Raw genomic sequence first — 18510 nt, 5'->3', positions numbered from 1 at the left:
ACTCGAGCGAGGCGGACGAGCCGGCGAGGCCATAGGTTGGGACGTCACCGATATCAGGATCGGTGGAAGTCAGCGTTCCTGTGACGTTGGGGAAAACATCATTGGCAGCGGTATCGCTGATGGTCGCATCGGTAACGGCACGCAGAACCACGTCGTCGTTTGCGCCGGTGATGTTGATCTTGACGGTCGCCTCGCTGAGCGTGCCGTTGCCAAGGCGGATTGCGTAGACGAATTGGTCGCAAAAGACCTGTCCGGCGCCCAGCGAGTTTACGTCAGCTCCCTGGCCGGGGATCCCGGATCCGTCGGCGATCCGATATTCGATCTTGCCATTGTTGATGCGGACCCAGTTGCCGCCCAGGGTCGCTTCCCATGGCGAAATGCCGCACGAACTCACGTCTTTGGCGAGCAGCTCATAATCGGCGGTGATCGGGTTGCCATCTCCGTCTTCGACCGAGAACAGGCTTTTGGCGCTTCCGCCCAAGTCGTTCGACATGACGTCGAGAAAGATGGTGTTGGTCGCGATGTTGTAGAGCGTCGCGTTATTCCGAAGCGTATCTTCGAGAAATGCGTAATAGTCGTCTTTTGCCTGCGGCGTGTTCGTGAACGATGTCGTCGAGCCGCCGCCCGTCATTTGAGTAGCCATGTCCAAACCCCCGATATGTCCCGATTTCGACTCGGGCTTTTATTAAATTCGTATTAACTATGATTGATTTACGAATTAGATCAAAGAACTAAGCGAGGTTGTTGTCCCAAATCGAGACCGGTGGCGTCCTGGTTAGTTCGCAAGCGACCGGTTTTGCACCATGAGCCCGCACTTCTTGCCCCCAACACCCCTTTGGGCTATGCGCGCCACCGTCCGGCGGGTGCAGTGCGCTCGCGGAAGCCCGTCTCCTGGCGAGCGCGTAGGTCCGAGGCCCAGCGGGTCCGGCACCTGACGCGCTTTTTGCCTTAGGCGGCTTTCGCGCGTTCCGTCATCCAACGGATGCTTCACCGGCATGGGGCCGGCGAGGCGGCAAGGGTTTCTCAAAGCCCGCCAGATGGAAAGCCGACCATGGTGGTCCGGCTGGCGGCCGAAACGCTTAATATTTGAAAGAAGTTTTTCTTTATGGCCACTACGGCATTTCCCAGCCGCGACGATTTCGCGGCGCTTCTCAATGAATCACTCGGCGGCGAAAACGAAACCTTCGAAGGCAAGGTCGTCAAGGGCATCGTCACCGGTATCGAGAATGACCTGGCGGTCATCGACGTCGGCCTGAAGAGCGAAGGCCGTGTCGCGCTGCGCGAATTCGCCGCGCCGGGCCAGAAGGCCGACATCAAGATTGGCGACGAAGTCGAAGTCTATGTCGACCGGGTCGAAAATGCGCAGGGCGAAGCGATGCTCAGCCGCGATCGCGCCCGCCGCGAAGCCGCTTGGGACAAGCTGGAAAAGGAATTCGAAAAGGGCGAGCGCGTCGATGGCGTGATCTTCGGCCGGGTCAAGGGCGGCTTCACCGTCGATCTTGGCGGCGCCGTGGCCTTCCTTCCGGGTAGCCAGGTCGACATCCGCCCCGTGCGCGACGTCCAACCGCTGATGGACCTGCCGCAGCCGTTCGTGATCCTGAAGATGGATCGCCGCCGCGGAAACATCGTGGTTTCGCGCCGCGCCATCCTTGAGGAAACCCGCGCCGAGCAGCGTTCGGGCCTGATCCAGAGCCTCGAGGAAGGCCAGGTCATCGACGGCGTGGTCAAGAACATCACCGACTATGGCGCCTTCGTCGATCTGGGCGGAATCGACGGCCTGCTGCATGTCACCGACATCAGCTACAAGCGCGTCCAGCACCCGAGCGAAGTCATCAACATCGGTGACACGGTCAAGGTGCAGATCATCCGCATCAACCGCGAGACGCAGCGCATCAGCCTTGGCATGAAGCAGCTCGAGAGCGATCCGTGGGCCGGCGCCGCCGCCAAATATCCCGTCGACGGAACCTTCACCGGCCGGGTCACCAACATCACCGAATATGGCGCGTTCGTCGAACTGGAGCCGGGCATCGAAGGCCTGGTCCACGTCAGCGAGATGAGCTGGACCAAGAAGAACGTCCACCCGGGCAAGATCGTCAGCACCAGCCAGGAAGTCGAAGTGAAGATCCTGGAAGTCGACGAGGAAAAGCGCCGCATTTCGCTTGGCCTCAAGCAGGCGCAGTCGAATCCCTGGACCGACTTCGCCGAGAAGCATCCGGTTGGATCGACCGTCGAGGGCGAGGTCAAGAACTCGACCGAATTCGGCCTGTTCATCGGCCTCGACGGCGACGTCGACGGCATGGTCCACATGTCGGACATCGCCTGGGGCGTTTCCGGCGAGGAAGCGCTGGCGCTTCACCGCAAGGGCGAGACTGTCAAGGCGGTCGTGCTCGACGTCGATGTCGAGAAGGAGCGCATCTCGCTTGGCATGAAGCAGCTTGAGCGCGGCGGTGTTGCGGTCGGCGGCGGTGCATCGGCAGGCGGCGTGAACAAGGGCGAGACGGTTACCGTCTCCGTGCTCGAAGTTCGCGACGGCGGGCTTGAAGTTCAGGTCGGCGATGATGGCGCGACCGGCTTCATCAAGCGCACAGATCTTGGCCGCGATCGCGACGAGCAGCGTCCGGAGCGGTTCCAGGTCGGTCAGAAGTTCGACGCGCTGGTCACCGGCTTCGATCGCTCGAAGAAGCCTAACTTCTCGATCAAGGCGCTGCAGATCGCCGAAGAGAAGCAGGCGGTGGCACAGTACGGATCGTCCGACAGCGGTGCGTCGCTTGGCGACATCCTCGGCGCCGCGCTGAAGGAAAAGGAAGCCGCGAAGAAGAAGAAGTAGGCTTCGACCGTAAGCCATTGCTGGCGGGCGTTTATCGTCCCACAGCGATACGAAATGGAAGGGCGTGGATGCAGTGTTGCATCTGCGCCCTTTTCCTTTGGCGAACAGGCTGATACGCAAAGCGCCAACGCCGGGGGGCGGCGCTTCGAAAATTAAACAAATGCGGGGACCTTAATGATCCGTTCCGAGCTGGTGCAGAAGCTGTGCAGTGACTTTCCCGACCTCAGCCAGCGCGAGGTTGAAAATGTCGTCAGCGCGCTGTTCGACTCCATTACCGACCAGCTTGCCAAGGGCGGCCGGGTCGAGCTGCGAGGCTTTGGCGCTTTTTCCACGCGCCAGCGAGATGCGCGCATGGGTCGCAATCCGCGCACCGGCGAAGCCGTCGACGTGGAAGCCAAGCGCGTCCCCTATTTCAAGCCGGGCAAGGAAATGCGCGAGCGGCTGAACTTAAATGGTGAAGTCAGCGCCGAATAGTTGCGCTCCCGCCGGTCCAGCGGCAGGAGAAGCTTAGCGGACGTGGCGGAATGGTAGACGCTGGAGACTTAAAATCTTCTGCCCCTAGAGGCGTGCGGGTTCGAGTCCCGCCGTCCGCACCATCGATAGCTGCATTAGATCCCAGGGATCGGCATTGCTTGCGGTCAACCTTGCGCAGTTGGCGGCAGGCGACCAATTTCACTCCGGCGTGGAGAAAAAATTAAGCAATCCCGATTAATTCTCGGAGTTGTGGGTAGTAATTCGTCAGGAAAGTCCGCGTCGCGGGACTGGAGTAAGTCGCTCGCCAATGCCCGGCGGGACGTGTTGGTCCTTGGCATCCTGATCGCCGCCGTCGTCCTGTTGATCTGGAACGGTAGCGAATTCTTCCAAAAGCTGACCAACGCCCGCAACGGGCTTGGACCGAGCCTGAAGATCGCGCTGATTGCGCTTACCCTCAATGTCGCGCTGATCCTGTTCGGCTGGCGCCGTTACGTCGACCTGCAGCATGAGACGGAGATGCGGATCGAGGGCGAGGAGCGGGCGGCCCTGATCGCGTCGACCGATGGCATGACCGGCCTGCTCAATCGGAAGGGGTTCGCGGACCGGGGGGAAGAATTGCGAAATCGCGCAGCTATCGACGGGCAGCAATTGGTGATCTTCTCGCTGCAGCTGCATCGGTTCAAGGCCATCAACGATCGCCACGGCTATGACGTCGGCGATCGAGTGCTGCGGATGATTGCATCGGCACTGGAGCAGATGGCTGGACCCGATGACCTGGTCGCGCGCCTTGCCGGTGACGAATTTGCGATTGCCCTTGCGATTGCGCCGGAGAAGCTGGCCGAGATCGAGCAATTGGCCGAGCGGGTGCTTCGCACGGTGACCAGGCCCATGGAGGCCGAGGGCCGGCTGGTGCAGGTAGGAGCATTTCTCGGGATCGCTGCTTCGGACCCGGGCGAAGGACAAATTCCCGACTATCTTCGGAGGGCCGACATTGCGCTCGACCGGGCAAAGTCGAGCTGTTCGGCCCGGCCGGTCTGGTTCGATGAAGGCATGGAGCGCGCGCTGATCGTCCATAGCGAGATCGAGCAGGGGATCCGCTACGGTCTGGAGCATGCCCATTTCATTCCCTACTTCGAACCTCAAGTGGAACTGCTGACCGGGGAGATCGTGGGTTTCGAGGTGCTGGCGCGCTGGGATCATCCGCTAAGCGGCCTGATCGAGCCCGATCGCTTCATTCCGGTCGCCGAGGAACATGGCCTGATTGGCCGCCTGTCCGAACAGGTCATCCTTGCCGCCCTGATTCAAGCAGCCAATTGGGATCCGGCGATCAAATTGTCGGTCAACATTTCTCCGTCGCAACTTACCGACAGCTGGCTCGCCCAGCGCATCGTGCGGCTGCTGGCGGAAGCGGGTTTTCCGGCCGAGCGGCTGGTCGTCGAAATCACCGAAAGTTCGCTATTTGCCGACCTGGACCTGGCCCGGACGATCGTCACCAGCCTCAAGAATCAGGGAATCCGGCTCGCTCTCGACGATTTCGGAACCGGCTTTTCATCGCTTGCCCATCTTCGGTCGCTGCCGTTCGACGTGATCAAGATCGACCGAAGTTTCGTTTCAAAGCTGGTCGACGATCCGGAAAGCGCGGCGATCGTTCGCGCCGTTACGACGCTGGCCGAGGCTATTCGGGTTCCAGTCACAGTCGAGGGCATCGAGGATGCTGCCACTCATGCGGCGGTCGCCGGCTTCGGCTGCGCAGTCGGCCAGGGCTGGTACTTCGGCAAGCCGATGAGCGGCGACCAGGCGACAGCGTTGCTGCGATCGCGCCATAGCGTGCCAACGCCGACAGTTTCCGCCCGCCGAAGCGGCTGAACTTCGATCATTGCAGGACTATATCGTCCCGTCGTGGGACGCGTGGATCAGTGTGCCGGTTGGAACCGTTGATGCCTTGGTAAAAAAGGCGTTAAGTATTTCCCATGCTGACCGACGAAACTTCCGACCGCCAGCTCCAATCCAGCCGCTTTGGCCGGAAGGACAACTATGCCGCCGCGGCAGTCGCTGCTCCGTCGACCCTAGCCGACGATATCAGGCTCTTCGCCATTACCTTTGTCGGCGGCTTCCTATTCATGACGGTCTTTCTCGCCTGAATTGGCCGCGCTTAGTCGCAGGCAAGATGAAGCTTCCAACCAAGCCATGCCGCGACAAGGCTGGCCAGGGCGACGATCAGCAGGCTGTCGGCGACGGTCACGCCCGCCTGAACTGCCGCGGTCAAGATCAGCGTTGCCGCGACCATAAGGCCCGAATTGACGATATTGTTGGCGGCAATGGTGCGCGCGGTTTCCGCCTTGGGGACGGTGGTTGTCAGAAACGCGTAAAGGGGGACTACGAACATGCCGCCCGCAATTGCGACGCCCAACAGGTCAAGGACAATCATCCAGGCATTCGGCAGGGCGAGGAATGCGGATAAATCGCGCAATTCAACCTCAGCCGCCGGCCAGCCTTTGATGCGGCGATATAGGTCGAGGACGAAAAGTCCCATCAAAAGGGCGGATGCGGGAGCGTATTGGGCGCCGACCTTCCCCTTGAGCAGGCGGTTCACGGCAATCGAACCGATCGCGACGCCGACAGAAAAAGTAGCCAGAAACAGGGTGGCGACGGTCTGGTCGGCGCCAAGGGCATTTTTGACCAATGGAGGGAATTGGGCGGCAAGCACTGCGCCCATAGCCCAGAAGAAGCTGATCGCCATTATTGCCAGGAACAGCCGGGGGATATGCATGGTCGCCTTCACCAGGGTGATGGACGCCCGCAAAATATGCCAATCCATTCCGCGCGCCGGAAAGCCGGGAATTTCCTTGTCATGCGCGGGCAGGGCGGCGGGGACAAAACCTCCAGCGAACCGGCCGATCGCCGCAACCAATATTACCGCCAATGCTGCCCATTCCGCATGGTAGCTGCCGTCGGGCCTCTGGAGGACCAATATGCCACCGAGAATCGTTCCGCCCAGGATTGCTATGTAGGTACCCGCTTCGATCAGCCCGGTTCCGCCAAGCACCTCATCGCGTTCAAGGTGCTGCGGGAGAATGGCGTATTTGATCGGGCCGAAGAAGGTCGAGTGAATGCCCATGGCGAACAGAGCAAGCAGCAGCAGCGGAATGCTATGAAGGATCAGGCCGGCAGCGCCGGCAAGCATGATCAATATCTCGGCATTTTTGACGATCCGAACGATCAGCGCCTTGTCATGAGCGTCAGCGAGCTGGCCGGAAAGGGCGGACAACAGGAAAAAGGGGGCGATGAAAAGGCCGCCGGCGATGGCGCTGAACGTCGCTTCCTGCTCCGCGTCGCGATAGATGCCATAGATGACCAGCATCACCATCGATGTACGGAATAGGTTATCGTTGAAGGCGCCCAGAAACTGAGTGACGAAAATCGGCAGAAATCGCCGAGTCCTCAAAAGATGCGCACTGTCCTGCATGTCGGCACCCACGCTGATAGCGGCTCAGGCCACACTCGCAAGCGTGACGTTTTGGGTCTGTCCAATCGTTGCGCCTTGCCTTAGCCAGTGTTGCGATGCTGACGCTGCCCAACCTGCTGACCTTGTCACGGATCCTGGCGGTGCCGATCCTGGTCTTCCTGCTGTGGCGTCCGACGCCGATCGACTATGCAATTACGTTCGTCCTCTACTGCATGGTCGGAATAACCGATTATTTCGACGGCTACCTGGCTCGCGCGCAGGGGCGCATCTCCCGGCTGGGGCAATTCCTCGATCCGATCGCCGACAAGATCATGGTGGCGGCGGTAATCCTGATGCTGTCTGCCAGCCGCAAGATGTCCGGCGAACCGGTGATACACGGACTCCATATCATCCCGGCGATGGTCATCCTGCTGCGTGAGATCATTGTCTCCGGCCTCCGCGAGTTTCTTGCCCCGCTGAACGTGTCGATGCCGGTCAGCCGGCTGGCAAAGTGGAAGACGACTTTTCAGCTGGTTTCGCTCGGCGCGCTGATCCTGGGCGGAGCTTTTCCGAACGACCTGTGGGTCCACCAGGTGGGGCTTGCCACCCTATGGACCGCGGCCGTGCTTACCCTGGTCACCGGCTACGATTATCTTCGGATTGGCATCAGACACATGGACTAATCGAAATTCTTGCTCGCACTGAGCAAGTTTAATCGTTTCCGCCGTTCCTTCCGCGGGCCTAGGGCTAATCCGAACGCAAACCAGAGGAGAGGCAGGACCATGGACGCAAAGACCGGTGAATCGATGGGTTGTCCGATGGATAAGCCCTCCACCGCGCGCTCGCTACTCGGCCGCCAGAACCGCGACTGGTGGCCGCAAGCGCTGCCGATCGACATCCTTCATCAGGGCGGCAAGTCGCCGGACCCGATGGGCAAGGATTTCGATTATGCCGAAGCGTTCAAGACGCTCGACTACCAGGCATTGAAGCGCGATCTCACGGCGCTCATGACGGACAGCAAGCCATGGTGGCCTGCTGATTATGGGCATTACGGCCCCTTCATGATCCGGATGGCCTGGCACGCCGCGGGCACTTATCGGACAGCTGACGGGCGTGGTGGAGCGAATAGCGGGCAGCAGCGGTTCGCGCCGCTCAATAGCTGGCCGGATAATGGCAATCTGGACAAGGCGCGGCGGCTGCTGTGGTCGGTCAAGCAGAAATACGGGAAGAATATCAGCTGGGCCGACCTGTTCATCCTTGCCGGCAATGTCGCCATCGAATCCATGGGCGGTCCGATCTTCGGCTTCGGCGGCGGGCGTGCGGATGTGTTCGAACCTGAGCGCGACATTTATTGGGGCGCCGAGGAGAAGTGGGTCAGCGAGGGCGCCGAAACGCGCATCCAGCCCGACCGCGAGTTGGACCTGGAGAATCCATTGGCGGCGATCCAGATGGGCCTGATCTACGTCAATCCCGAAGGGCCCGGCGGCAATCCCGATCCGCTGCAGTCGGCACGCGACATAAAAGTGACGTTCGAGCGCATGGCAATGAACCATGAGGAAACCGTCGCGCTCACCGCCGGCGGCCATACGTTCGGCAAGGCCCATGGAGCGGGCGACGCGAGCCTGGTCGGCGCTGCGCCGGAGGGCGCAGATATCGCCCTGCAGGGGCTGGGTTGGGCTTGCAGCTTCAAGAGCGGGATGGGCGAGCACACCATCACTAGCGGGATCGAAGGCCCGTGGGTGAACACGCCTACCCATTGGTCGGAGAATTATTTCCGCCTGCTGCTCGACTATGACTATGAACTGGTAAGGTCGCCGGCCGGCGCGCAGCAGTGGCAGCCGATCAACCAGCGCGAAGAAGACATGGCGCCGGCAGCGCACGATCCTTCGAAGCGCGTGCCGACGATGATGACCACCGCCGACATGGCGCTGAAGATGGACCCCGAATTCCGCACGATTTCGGAGAAGTTCCGCAACGACCATGAGGCCTTCAAAGACGCCTTTGCTCGCGCCTGGTTCAAATTGACCCACCGTGACATGGGGCCGAAGGTCCGTTACCTCGGCCCGGAAGTACCGGCCGAGGACCTGATCTGGCAGGACCCGGTGCCGGCCGGAACAACGCCGTCCGCCGCAGATGTCGCGGCGTTCAAGGCGAAGATCCTGGACGCGGGCTTCAGCATTGGCCAGCTGGTCAAAACCGCCTGGGCATCGGCGTCGACCTACCGCCGGTCGGACCATCGCGGCGGCGCCAACGGTGCGCGCATCCGCCTCGCGCCGCAGAAGGACTGGGCGGTCAACGAGCCGGATGAGCTCGCCAAGGTCCTGGCCAAGATCGACGAACTGCGCGGCGGCCTGTCGATGGCGGACGCCATCGTCCTTGCCGGCACCGCCGCGGTCGAGCAGGCGGCTAAAGCTGCCGGCTATGCCGTTGACGTGCCCTTCACCGGCGGGCGCGGCGATGCGACGCAGGACTGGACCGACGTGGATAGCTTCGAGGTAATGGAGCCGGCGGCTGACGGTTTCCGCAATTACCTAAAGACGAAGCATTCGGTGCGGACCGAGGAACTGCTCCTGGATCGCGCTTCGCTGCTCGGACTGTCGGCACCGGAGATGACGGTGCTGCTGGGCGGCCTGCGCGTGCTGGGTGCCAACCATGGCGACAAGCCGCATGGGGCCTTCACTAGTCGCAAGGGGCAACTGACGAACGATTTCTTCGTCAACCTGCTCGACAACGACACCTTCTGGGAGGTGGTCGACGAAAGTGGCGACGAGGAGTTCATCGGCTACGACCGCGGCGGCAGGCGCGAAAAATGGCGCGCAACCCGGACCGACCTTATTTTCGGATCGAACAGCCAGTTGCGCGCAACTGCGGAAGTCTATGCCGAGAAGGGCAATGAGGAGAAATTCGTGCGCGACTTCGTGGCCGTATGGACGAAGGTGATGAACGCCGATCGCTTCGATCTGGCATAGCGAACGCGGGATCAGGCGGAACCGGACTCGGCCAAAGCGGGCGTTACCTGCGGCGCGGCTGCGCCGGGTGAGGCCGGTTTGCCTGTCGCTGGGATTCGAATAACAGAGGCGGCGATTTGACGCAGCGTTTCGGCGAGCATCTGGAATTCGACTTCGCGCGGGCTCGACCGGCGCCAGACCAGCGCAATTCGCCGGAAGCCATGGTCGGACTTTAACGGCCGCACGTCGACGCCGGTCCCTTCGAGAATACCTGCGTCGATCGCCATTGCGGGCACGAACGTAAGGCCGAGGCCATTGTCGACCATTTGAACCAGCGTATGCAGCGAGGTCCCCATGATGGCCGCCTCGGCACGCAGTTCGGGCCTGTTGCACGCAGACAATGCATGGTCCTTCAGGCAGTGTCCGTCTTCAAGCAAGAGCAGCCGATTCTCATCGATCGTGCCAGGGTCGACCGCCGCTTCATCGGGAGCTTCGCCTCGGGGAAAGGCGACGAAAAGCCGGTCGTCGAACAAATTGGCCTTGTCGACCTCGCCGCATGCGTAAGGCATGGCGAGAAGTACGCAATCCAGCTGGCCGCGGTGGAGGGCATCGCAGGCGGCCTGGCTGGTTTCCTCCCGCAGATACAGCTTCAGGCTGGGCCATTGATTCCGAAGGCGCGGCAACATGGCCGGCAACAGGAACGGGGCGATGGTCGGTATGACGCCCATTCGCAGCTCGCCATGCAGCGGCTGACCTTCCGCGCGGGCGATGTCGGCCAACTCCTCGCATTCGCGAAGCACCCGAACCGCCTTGTCGGACACCTTTAGGCCCAAAGGGGTAAAGCGAACGACGCGCCTGGTCCGCTCGACGAGCGTCACGCCAAGCAAGGTTTCCAGCTCCCGAAGTCCAGCGGAAAGCGTCGATTGAGTAACGAAGCTGGCCTCGGCCGCTTTGCCGAAATGCCCATGCTGTCGAAGCGCGACCAGATATTGCAGCTGCTTAATTGTCGGAAGATAGGCTGTCATCGATAAATCCAATCAATCCGATTGATATAATGAACTTGAACGATTACGGCCAGCGACTTAGATGCTGCAGTGCACAAGTATAGGAGTAGTAGTTAATGCTGACCGTTGGCGACAAATTGCCCGGCCTTTCCGTTCCAGTTCAGCAGGGTGTCGCTGCGCTTCCCGCAGGGGAAACGCTCGACCTCGGCAAGACCGACGGCAAGTGGAAGATCCTCTTCTACTGGCCCAAGGATTTTACCTTCGTCTGCCCGACCGAAATCGTCGGCTATGGCGAATTGAAGAATGATTTCGCGGACCGCGACGCCGTATTGATCGGCGCCTCGACCGACACCAGCCACGTCCACTTCGCCTGGCGCAAGTCGGATGAGCAGCTGGCGAACGCCGACTTCCCCTGGATCGCGGACAATTCGAAGAAGCTGGCCGAGGCTCTTGGAATTCTCGACCCGGAAGAAGGAGTGGCTTATCGCGCCACTTTCATCATTGATCCGGACAACGTGATCCAGCATGTCACGGTCAATGGGCTCAACGTCGGCCGTAACCCTGCTGAAACATTGCGGGTGTTGGATGCGTTGCAGACCAACGAACTTTGTCCTTGCAACTGGAGCGAGGGTGAAGATTTATTGAGGCCGGCGGCCTAACAGCCGGCCACGAGAAACTGCTGCATCCGCGACGCGAGCAGCAGCGACGGCGGGGGCGTTCTCCCCTATAGAGCCCCCGCCGTCAAACCTCCCGGATTTGGTTCGAGAGCGCGCGTCTTAGGTGATTGCTCGATATAGCCCGAAGCTGCTGGTGAGTGTGAGAAGCGCCCCGACGAACGTTAGTAGCCGGTCGGGGTTAACCCTTTTGGCGATCCACGCTCCAAACGGGGCGGCGATAACGCCGCCGATCAAAAGTCCCAACGTCGCTCCGGTGAATGCAGCCCAACCCAGAGTCGCGATGAAGGTAGCTGAGATGGTCACGGTCAGGAAAAATTCGGCGGTATTGACCGTACCGATGGTTTTGCGCGGATTGCTGCCCTGAACCAGCAGGTTGGACGTGACGATAGCGCCCCAGCCACCGCCGCCGGCCGCGTCGAGGAAGCCGCCGATGACGCCCAGCGGGGCGACGATCTTTGGCTGGCGCTCCGTATGCCGGTGCATCACGCCGCGATAGAAGAGATAGCCGCCGAGGCCGGTGAGATATGTCAGCACAACAGGCTTGGCGGCCTCGGCGCTGATCTGGGTCAAGAGATAGGCCCCGGTAATCCCCGCGAGCACGCCCGGAATGACGATCCTGAAGAACAGCCGCCAATCGACGTTGCGATGGGCGACGTGGCTGATTCCGGATACCGCCGTGGTGAACGTCTCCGCAGTGTGCACGCCGGCCGATGCCGCAGCAGGAGGGACGCCAAGCGTAATCAGCAGCGTGCTGGAAATCTGCCCGAAGGCCATGCCCAGGGCGCCATCGATCATTTGCGCCGCAAATCCAATAAGGATGAAGGGCACGAGGACGGCTGGATCCGCCAAAAAATCCGTGGGAATGTGCTGTCTCCGCCCTGTTTATATTACGTTACCTGCCGAAGATGTTGCGGTGCGACAAGCCATTCCGGCGCGCAGAAAAGGCTATTCGGCTTTTCATTACGGCCCAGACACCTTAAATTGGGGGTAAGTTGATCGAGGATGTAACGCTTGGCTTCGACCCTTGTTGATTATCTGGACTCGGTAAAGGCCCGCGACCCCGCGGCCCGGTCCCGGTGGGAGATTTTGCTCTATCCGGGGGTTTGGGCCGTGGCCTTTCACCGCGTCGCCCATTGGCTTTACGGCGGAAAGCTTTTCTTCCTGGCCCGTTTTGTGAACCATTTTTCGCGAATGGTCACCGCAATCGATATTCATCCAGGCGCGAAGATCGGCGAGCGCTTCTTCATCGACCACGGGTTTACCGTGATCGGAGAAACTGCGGAAATCGGCGACGACGTCACCATCTATCAGTGCGTCACGCTGGGCGGCACCAATCCGTCAACCGGTGTCGGAGGGAAGCGTCACCCGACGTTGAAGTCAGGCGTCGTCATCGGTTCCGGTGCGCAGGTATTGGGGCCAATCGAGGTCGGCGAGGGCGCGAAGATCGGCGCCAATGCCGTGGTTACCAAGGATGTGGAACCCGGAGCGACGATGGTGGGCATCCCGGCAAGGCCGGTGCCGATCGACGCCGTCCATTACAGCCCCGGATTCGTGCCGTATGGAACTCCGTGCGGCGAAGACTGCGATCCCGCTCGCGCACGCCAGTGCGAGCTGGAAGAGCAGATTGAGGCGCTGCGCCGCGAAGTCGCCGAACTTCGCCCCCGTCGCCAGTCCGAGCCAAAGGTCAAAAGCGCTTGAGCGTGGTGACGCCGTTTCCGCATCCGCGGGATCGGCGTCCTGTTGCCGCATTCGACCGAGCGGAACTGCAGCGGATCCTAGACCTTTACGGACGAATGGTCGCGGCCGGTCACTGGCGCGACTACGGCCTGTGGTTCGACCCCGACGTGGCGGTGTTCGCAGCGTTTCGCCGTTCGGCCGAGCGGCCCGAGGTGCGGATAGAAAAGCGCCCCCAGCTTCATTTGAAGCAGGGGGCGTACGCATTGGTTTCCGAACATGGAGCGGTGCTCAAACGGGGCCATGAACTCCATGGAGTCCTGGCCCCGCTCGAGCGCCGGCTCATGCGGCTGGTTGGGGAGTAGCCTGCCGGTCGATCAGGGGCAGCTTTGCCTTCAGCGCTTCCGGCAACTGGCGAACGACCAGCGATCGCGACTGATGCCAGAAAGCCGATAGCAGGAGCAGGGCCGAGCCGATCACCAGCGCCGTTAGCGCAATGTTGAGCTCAACCGCACCGACCTGCTTGAACAGCTCACTCAGCGCGTAGAGGACATAGGCCAGCGCGGAGACGAGCAAGGCGCGACGATCGATCGCAAGCGCCGTGATTCCGAGCACGACGTAAAGCGCAATAACGATCAGGCCCTCGCTGATCGTTGCCGTACCGTCATTGAGGCCGAGCAAGGTGAAGACCGGATGGACGATCATCGGCGCCGCCAGCAGGTGGAGCCAGAAGGCGACATCGGAGCGGCGGGTGACGCGCGCCGGATCGGACGAATCCCAGCGCATCGCGAACAGGAACACGCCGATGCCGAGGACGAGGACGAAGCCGAGCAATATGTCTTCGCGGTTAGGTAGGTTGCCGATAACATATGCAAGGAAGCCCATCGCCATACCGACTACCGCTGCTGCTCCGGCGGCAATGGTGATTGGAACCCGGAACTGCTTCCAGTGCATCCACGCTCCGAGCGCGGCAATTGCCGCCGATGCCGCGACAACAATTCCGACCGCAGGTTCATTATTCTCGAAGAAAGCAGCGCCAATCACCGAGCCGATCGTCAAGGCCGCAGTTGCGAACACACCGCCTACGAATGACAGCAACAGCAATATTGACGGGAGTGCCATTCGGCGCTTGGCCGTGAAGAATAACGCGAGGCCCCAAGCCGTGGCTGCGATCGCCGCTGGAGCGAGGAAACTTGGTCCGTCACTTCCATGCTCGTTAACGATTAGCCCCATCGACTGGCCGATCGATTGACCGATCCAGCCGACCGCGAACAGCAGGATCGCGCTGGCGATCGAAACGAAGATGTCGTTGAAGCCGGTGATTAGCCGGAAATTTTCTTCGTCGGCAGCGGGTGACGCCCTCTGGCTGTCGACGAAGGCGCGAAGCGAAGCGGCGGCATCGGCGCTGAGCGCGCCGGCAACAACGGCCTCGTCGAGATCGTTCTGGCTATACATGAACAATATCCTCCCTGATGCGCGCTAAGTCGCACAGGTGTATTATTGTGTCAATACAGTCAGTCAGGAAGGGGTGGCCGGCGCCCTATCAGGGGGTGGGGGTGGGCGCCGGCCGAGCTCGGTAATTCAGATAATCAGCGGCAATGCACCCGGCTGCGATCGATCTCGCGGCCAACCAAGGCACCTGCGGCAGCGCCAAGGATGGTGCCGGTGGCGCGTTCGCCGTGTGTATCGATCGCGCGACCGAGCAATGCTCCTCCGGCCGCTCCGACGATCATGCCGGTGGTGCCATTGGGCCGCTTGCAGCGATAACGGCCATGGGAGTCCCGCCAAACTCGGCCTTTATAATATCCATCATTGGCGACCGCAGTGCTGGGCAATGCCGGAATGGTCAGAGTGGCGCCGGCAACGACCAGCAAAATCCCCCGCATATTTACTCCTAACTGTCGGTTGTGGCGGCGTCACGCCACGCTTGAGAGCTTGGTTTCATGAAGCCCTGGCAATGCCAAGGCGCGTTTACCGGTTTTGCAGCGGTTTACGACGAACGGTTGGGCTTCGAACGTTGGGAGACCTTGACGGTATGCGCAAGCTTTACGGTGGTGAGCTTGAGGTGCGCTTGCCAAGGGCGGCGGAGGCGAGGATAGGGCGGTTCGATGGCATCGCGCGGGGAACATCTGGTTCGTTCAGGGCGGCTTTTCGTCAATGGCAGCGGCGTGCTTGGGCGGATTGCCGCTCCGGCGTTTGCCGCGCTGTTGGACGAACTTCATGGACGGCTGGACGCGGGTGGGATCGAAGCAACGCTACCTGACGGTTCGCAGCGGCGGATCGGCTTTCACTCGCCTGGCCCGGTAGCGGTCGTCCATCTGCACAGCTGGTTGTCGATGGTCCGCCTGGCGACATCGGGATCGGTGGGATGGTATCGCGCCTGGGAACGGGGAGAATGGTCTTCACCCGATCCCGTGCCGTTGTTCGATTTGTTTATGAGGAACGCAGCACCGCTTGGGGAGGTCGGCCGCGCCAAGGGATCGGCGCGCTGGTTTAATCGTCTGATGCACCGGCGGCGCGACAATGATCGGCGGACCGCCCGGCGCAACATCGCCGCGCATTACGACCTGGGCAACGATTTCTATGCGGCCTGGCTGGACTCCAGCATGACATATTCGTCGGCTCGGTTCGCGCCCGGAGACACGCTGGAGCTAGCCCAGCGCCGTAAGGTAGCGACGCTTCTCGACCGGCTCGATTTCAAGCCGGGAGATCGGCTGCTTGAAATCGGTTGCGGGTGGGGAACGCTGGCCATCGAGGCGGCGCGGCGCGGTGCGAAAGTGGTTGGGCTGACTTTATCTGCGCAGCAGAGAAGTTGGGCAGAGAAAAAGATTGCCGAAGCTGAACTTTCGGACCGGATTGAGATCCGGCTGCAGGATTATCGGGAGATTTCCGAACATTTCGACGCGATCGCCTCGGTCGAGATGGTCGAAGCTGTCGGGCAGCGCTGGTGGCCGGCCTATCTCGATTCAATTGCGCGCAACCTGAAGCCGGGCGGACGCGCGGCGCTGCAATATATCAGCATCGATCATTCGTTGTTCGACGGCTATTCGAAGAATGCCGATTTCATCCAGGCTTATATTTTCCCTGGCGGAATGCTGCTCAACGAGCTGCGGTTCGAGGCCTTGGCCACAGAGCGCGGGCTGAGTTGGGAACAGCGAGAAGGATTCGGCCAGGACTATGCCGAGACGTTGCGCCAATGGCGGCTGCGCTATGATGCGGCGGTTCGGGACGACCGGCTGTCTGGATTTAGCGAAAAATTCCACGACCTTTGGCGTTACTACCTGATGTATTGCGAAGGTGGCTTCCGAGGCGGCGGAATTGACGTCGCGCAGGTGACGATGGTCCGCCGCGGATGAGGGCAATAGTCGATCCGACCAATGCGTTGGACCGTGGGCTCGCCGCAATCCGCCAGCAGTTTCAGGTTCCGGGTAGTTTTCCCCCGGATGTGCTGGCGGCTGCGGAGGCGGCCGCCCGGCGCCCGCCGACGGAACATGTCGATCGAACCGATGAGCGCTTTGTGACGCTTGATCCCGCTTCGTCGACCGACTTGGATCAGGCCTTCGCGATCGAGCGCAGCGGCAACGACCTGCTGCTCCATTATGCGATCGCTGATGTCGCCTGGTTCGTGGACGATGGCGGCCCAGTCGATGCAGAAGCATGGCGGCGGGGGACAACGATCTACCTTCCCGATGGCAAGGCGGGACTTTATCCTCCGATATTGAGCGAGGGCGCAGCCAGTTTACTGCCGGGCGGGCCGCGGCCGGCGGTGATCTTTACCGTTCGTGTCGATTCCGATGGTGAGGTTCGCCTTGACGGAGCCGAGCGGGCGATTGTCCGGAATGCCGCCAAGCTCGCTTACGACAGCGCGGAGCCGGCCGAACTGCCCCCGGACTTTGGCGAATTGGCACAGCGGATCGCGGCAGCCGAGGCTCGTCGCGGCGCGGCCAGGGTCGATCCGCCGGAGCAGGAGGTAGTTCCGCTGGGCGAGGGCCGGTACGAACTGGCATTTCGGCCCATGACCCGATGCGAACAGAGCAATGCGGCACTGTCGCTAGCCGCCAATATGGCCATTGCGGACGCGCTTATCGAACATCACACGGGATTGTTCCGGGTGATGGGCGAGCCTGACAAACGCGCGATCAGGCGGCTGAGGCATACGGCGAAGGCGCTTGGCGTCGACTGGCCCCAGCAAATGACACTCGATGCCTATGAACGGACTCTGGACCACCGCGATCCAAAGCAAGCCGCGTTCATGCTCGCGATTCGTCGGGCCGGGCCGCCCGCGGCCTACATGCCCTTCACCGAAGGCGTGAAGCCCTGGCATTCGGCCATGGCTGCGAGCTACGCGCATGCCACTGCTCCGCTCCGCCGCTTGGCCGATCGTTATGTGGTGCAGGCCACGCTGGCCGTCGCCAATGGCCGGGCTGTTCCGGAGACGGTGACCCAGGCTTTCCCGAAACTGCCGCAGGTCATGGCTCGCGCGGATGCACGGAGCGCACAGGTCCAGCGCGCGGCGGTCGATCTTGCCGAGACGGTGATGCTACACGGCCATGAAGGCGAGAGCTTTTCGTCGGTCGTCACCGACATCGACGAACGTGGCGCGCGGATTCAGCTATGCAGCCGTCCCGTAGTCGCCCGGGTGGATGCCCAAGGCGTTCAGGCCGGCGAAGACTTGCAGGTGCGGCTGGTGTCTGCCGATCCTGACCGCCGCGAGTTGAGGTTCGCGCGCGCCTGATCAGGCGGCGCTGTCGACCCTGGTGCGGGAGCCTGTCGGCGCGTCGCCGAGAAGATGTTCGACGATCGCCGCCGCCACGACTTCGGGGGCCTTGACCGCTTCCGGTTCTTCGCCCGGGAAGGCGAGCTGACGCATTCGGGTGCGGGTAGCGCCTGGATCGATGATCTGCACGCGCAGGCGCCCTGCGTGGGCGGTTTCGTCGGCATAGGCGCCGAGCAAGGTGTCGAACGCCGCCTTGGACGCGCCGTAGCCGCCCCAGAAGGCGCGCGGTTCTTCGCCGACCGACGAAGTGATGCCGATAACTTCGGCCTTGTCGGCGCGGCGGAGGAGAGGGTCGAACGCCCCGATGAGCGCCTGGTTGGCGAGCACGTTCAATTTGAAGACGCGCTCCAGCTCCTTGGGGTCGAGATGCTCGACAGGCGAAAGGCTGCCCAGCATTGCGGCGTTGAGGACCAGGATATCGAGGCTGCCCCAGCGCTCTGCCACGGCCTGGGCCAGCTTGCCGATATTCTCGTGATCATTGAGATCCATTGGCGCGATCGTCGCCGTTCCCCCGGCCGCGTGGATCCTTTCCTCCACCTGCTCAAGCGGTGTTGCTCCGCGTGCCGTAAGGATGACGTGAGCGCCGGCCTCGGCCAGCGCTTCGGCGGTGGCGGCGCCAATGCCGCGGCTTGCACCAGTGACGAGCGAGAGCTTGCCGTCGAACGGCTTCGGGTCGGACATGAA

18 protein-coding genes and 1 tRNA gene are annotated in these 18510 nt (G+C 61.6%); 12 read left to right on the top strand and 7 right to left on the bottom strand.

The annotated features are described in order from the left end of the window. On the bottom strand, positions 1 to 643 hold a 643-nt coding region (locus LVY65_RS06320; RefSeq protein WP_235067131.1), incomplete at its 3' end, for a hypothetical protein. Between the two features lie 462 nt (positions 644 to 1105). Here LVY65_RS06320 and rpsA point away from each other — a divergent pair. The 5 genes from rpsA (at position 1106) to LVY65_RS06295 (ending at position 5442) form a co-directional block, all read left to right on the top strand. Further along, entirely contained in the window at positions 1106 to 2827 is a 1722-nt protein-coding gene (rpsA, locus tag LVY65_RS06315) for a 30S ribosomal protein S1 (RefSeq protein ID WP_235067130.1), read from the top strand. Between the two features lie 174 nt (positions 2828 to 3001). After that, on the top strand, positions 3002 to 3301 hold the full coding sequence (locus tag LVY65_RS06310; protein WP_235067129.1) for an integration host factor subunit beta: 300 nt from the start codon (positions 3002 to 3004) through the stop codon (positions 3299 to 3301). Between the two features lie 36 nt (positions 3302 to 3337). Then, positions 3338 to 3423 (top strand) — tRNA-Leu (locus LVY65_RS06305). A gap of 199 nt (positions 3424 to 3622) precedes the next feature. Further along, on the top strand, positions 3623 to 5167 hold the full coding sequence (locus tag LVY65_RS06300; protein ID WP_235067128.1) for a putative bifunctional diguanylate cyclase/phosphodiesterase: 1545 nt from the start codon (positions 3623 to 3625) through the stop codon (positions 5165 to 5167). 104 nt (positions 5168 to 5271) lie between these two features. Continuing rightward, entirely contained in the window at positions 5272 to 5442 is a 171-nt protein-coding gene (locus LVY65_RS06295; RefSeq protein ID WP_235067127.1) for a hypothetical protein, read from the top strand. A gap of 11 nt (positions 5443 to 5453) precedes the next feature. Here LVY65_RS06295 and LVY65_RS06290 read toward each other — a convergent pair whose 3' ends face one another. Continuing rightward, on the bottom strand, positions 5454 to 6767 hold the full coding sequence (locus LVY65_RS06290; protein ID WP_235067185.1) for an MFS transporter: 1314 nt from the start codon (positions 6765 to 6767) through the stop codon (positions 5454 to 5456). 95 nt (positions 6768 to 6862) lie between these two features. On the opposite strand from LVY65_RS06290, the gene pgsA reads away from it, so the two are divergent. Both pgsA and katG read left to right on the top strand, forming a co-directional pair. Further along, a complete protein-coding gene (pgsA, locus tag LVY65_RS06285) occupies positions 6863 to 7429 on the top strand; it encodes a CDP-diacylglycerol--glycerol-3-phosphate 3-phosphatidyltransferase (RefSeq protein WP_235067126.1) in 567 nt (188 codons plus the stop codon). A gap of 99 nt (positions 7430 to 7528) precedes the next feature. Beyond that, a complete protein-coding gene (katG, locus tag LVY65_RS06280) occupies positions 7529 to 9715 on the top strand; it encodes a catalase/peroxidase HPI (RefSeq protein ID WP_235067125.1) in 2187 nt (728 codons plus the stop codon). An 11-nt stretch (positions 9716 to 9726) separates the two neighbouring features. Here katG and LVY65_RS06275 read toward each other — a convergent pair whose 3' ends face one another. Next, a complete protein-coding gene (locus tag LVY65_RS06275; RefSeq protein ID WP_235067124.1) occupies positions 9727 to 10719 on the bottom strand; it encodes a hydrogen peroxide-inducible genes activator in 993 nt (330 codons plus the stop codon). 95 nt (positions 10720 to 10814) lie between these two features. Here LVY65_RS06275 and LVY65_RS06270 point away from each other — a divergent pair, with 95 nt between their 5' ends. Continuing rightward, a complete protein-coding gene (locus LVY65_RS06270) occupies positions 10815 to 11357 on the top strand; it encodes a peroxiredoxin (RefSeq protein ID WP_235067123.1) in 543 nt (180 codons plus the stop codon). 117 nt (positions 11358 to 11474) lie between these two features. On the opposite strand, the gene LVY65_RS06265 is transcribed toward LVY65_RS06270, so the two are convergent. Continuing rightward, positions 11475 to 12239 carry a sulfite exporter TauE/SafE family protein gene (locus LVY65_RS06265; protein WP_328282493.1) on the bottom strand — a complete coding sequence of 255 codons (765 nt, stop codon included), beginning with the start codon at positions 12237 to 12239 and terminating at the stop codon, positions 11475 to 11477. A gap of 147 nt (positions 12240 to 12386) precedes the next feature. On the opposite strand from LVY65_RS06265, the gene cysE reads away from it, so the two are divergent. After that, positions 12387 to 13073 (top strand): serine O-acetyltransferase, encoded by a 687-nt coding sequence (gene cysE, locus LVY65_RS06260; protein WP_235067121.1) that lies wholly within the window; start codon positions 12387 to 12389, stop codon positions 13071 to 13073. Continuing rightward, entirely contained in the window at positions 13070 to 13414 is a 345-nt protein-coding gene (locus LVY65_RS06255; protein WP_235067120.1) for a DUF2794 domain-containing protein, read from the top strand. Before cysE ends, LVY65_RS06255 begins: the two co-directional genes overlap by 4 nt. Here LVY65_RS06255 and LVY65_RS06250 read toward each other — a convergent pair. Beyond that, positions 13392 to 14504 (bottom strand): hypothetical protein, encoded by a 1113-nt coding sequence (locus LVY65_RS06250; protein ID WP_235067119.1) that lies wholly within the window; start codon positions 14502 to 14504, stop codon positions 13392 to 13394. The two genes, LVY65_RS06255 and LVY65_RS06250, sit on opposite strands and share 23 nt — an antisense overlap. Positions 14505 to 14638: 134 nt before the next feature. After that, positions 14639 to 14935, bottom strand: a complete 297-nt coding sequence (locus tag LVY65_RS06245) for a glycine zipper 2TM domain-containing protein (RefSeq protein ID WP_235067118.1) — start codon at positions 14933 to 14935, stop codon at positions 14639 to 14641. Between the two features lie 222 nt (positions 14936 to 15157). On the opposite strand from LVY65_RS06245, the gene LVY65_RS06240 reads away from it, so the two are divergent. Then, a complete protein-coding gene (locus LVY65_RS06240) occupies positions 15158 to 16405 on the top strand; it encodes an SAM-dependent methyltransferase (protein ID WP_235067117.1) in 1248 nt (415 codons plus the stop codon). Beyond that, a complete protein-coding gene (locus tag LVY65_RS06235) occupies positions 16402 to 17784 on the top strand; it encodes an RNB domain-containing ribonuclease (protein ID WP_235067116.1) in 1383 nt (460 codons plus the stop codon). The genes LVY65_RS06240 and LVY65_RS06235 overlap by 4 nt, the downstream gene beginning before the upstream one ends. Here the strand turns inward: LVY65_RS06235 and LVY65_RS06230 are convergent, their stop codons facing one another. Beyond that, complete coding sequence (locus LVY65_RS06230; protein WP_235067115.1) at positions 17785 to 18507, bottom strand: SDR family NAD(P)-dependent oxidoreductase; 723 nt, start codon at positions 18505 to 18507, stop codon at positions 17785 to 17787. Positions 18508 to 18510: the final 3 nt, after the last annotated feature.

It is taken from the genome of Sphingomonas cremea (assembly GCF_021502585.1).
GTDB classification, from domain to species: Bacteria; Pseudomonadota; Alphaproteobacteria; order Sphingomonadales; family Sphingomonadaceae; genus Sphingomicrobium; species Sphingomicrobium cremea.
The sequence above is the reverse complement of the archived record's forward strand: the minus strand, read 5'-3'. Positions and strand labels throughout refer to the sequence as shown.

Excerpts from the sequence above, each read along its gene's own strand:
- pgsA (WP_235067126.1), top strand. The coding sequence starts at position 6,863 with ATGCTGACGCTGCCCAACCTGCTGACCTTGTCACGGATCCTGGCGGTG.
- LVY65_RS06245 (WP_235067118.1), bottom strand. The coding sequence starts at position 14,935 with ATGCGGGGGATTTTGCTGGTCGTTGCCGGCGCCACTCTGACCATTCCG.
- rpsA (WP_235067130.1), top strand. The coding sequence starts at position 1,106 with ATGGCCACTACGGCATTTCCCAGCCGCGACGATTTCGCGGCGCTTCTC.
- LVY65_RS06250 (WP_235067119.1), bottom strand. The coding sequence starts at position 14,504 with ATGTATAGCCAGAACGATCTCGACGAGGCCGTTGTTGCCGGCGCGCTC.
- LVY65_RS06235 (WP_235067116.1), top strand. The coding sequence starts at position 16,402 with ATGAGGGCAATAGTCGATCCGACCAATGCGTTGGACCGTGGGCTCGCC.
- LVY65_RS06275 (WP_235067124.1), bottom strand. The coding sequence starts at position 10,719 with ATGACAGCCTATCTTCCGACAATTAAGCAGCTGCAATATCTGGTCGCG.
- LVY65_RS06230 (WP_235067115.1), bottom strand. The coding sequence starts at position 18,507 with ATGTCCGACCCGAAGCCGTTCGACGGCAAGCTCTCGCTCGTCACTGGT.
- LVY65_RS06290 (WP_235067185.1), bottom strand. The coding sequence starts at position 6,767 with ATGCAGGACAGTGCGCATCTTTTGAGGACTCGGCGATTTCTGCCGATT.
- LVY65_RS06270 (WP_235067123.1), top strand. The coding sequence starts at position 10,815 with ATGCTGACCGTTGGCGACAAATTGCCCGGCCTTTCCGTTCCAGTTCAG.
- LVY65_RS06295 (WP_235067127.1), top strand. The coding sequence starts at position 5,272 with ATGCTGACCGACGAAACTTCCGACCGCCAGCTCCAATCCAGCCGCTTT.
- katG (WP_235067125.1), top strand. The coding sequence starts at position 7,529 with ATGGACGCAAAGACCGGTGAATCGATGGGTTGTCCGATGGATAAGCCC.
- LVY65_RS06240 (WP_235067117.1), top strand. The coding sequence starts at position 15,158 with ATGGCATCGCGCGGGGAACATCTGGTTCGTTCAGGGCGGCTTTTCGTC.
- LVY65_RS06310 (WP_235067129.1), top strand. The coding sequence starts at position 3,002 with ATGATCCGTTCCGAGCTGGTGCAGAAGCTGTGCAGTGACTTTCCCGAC.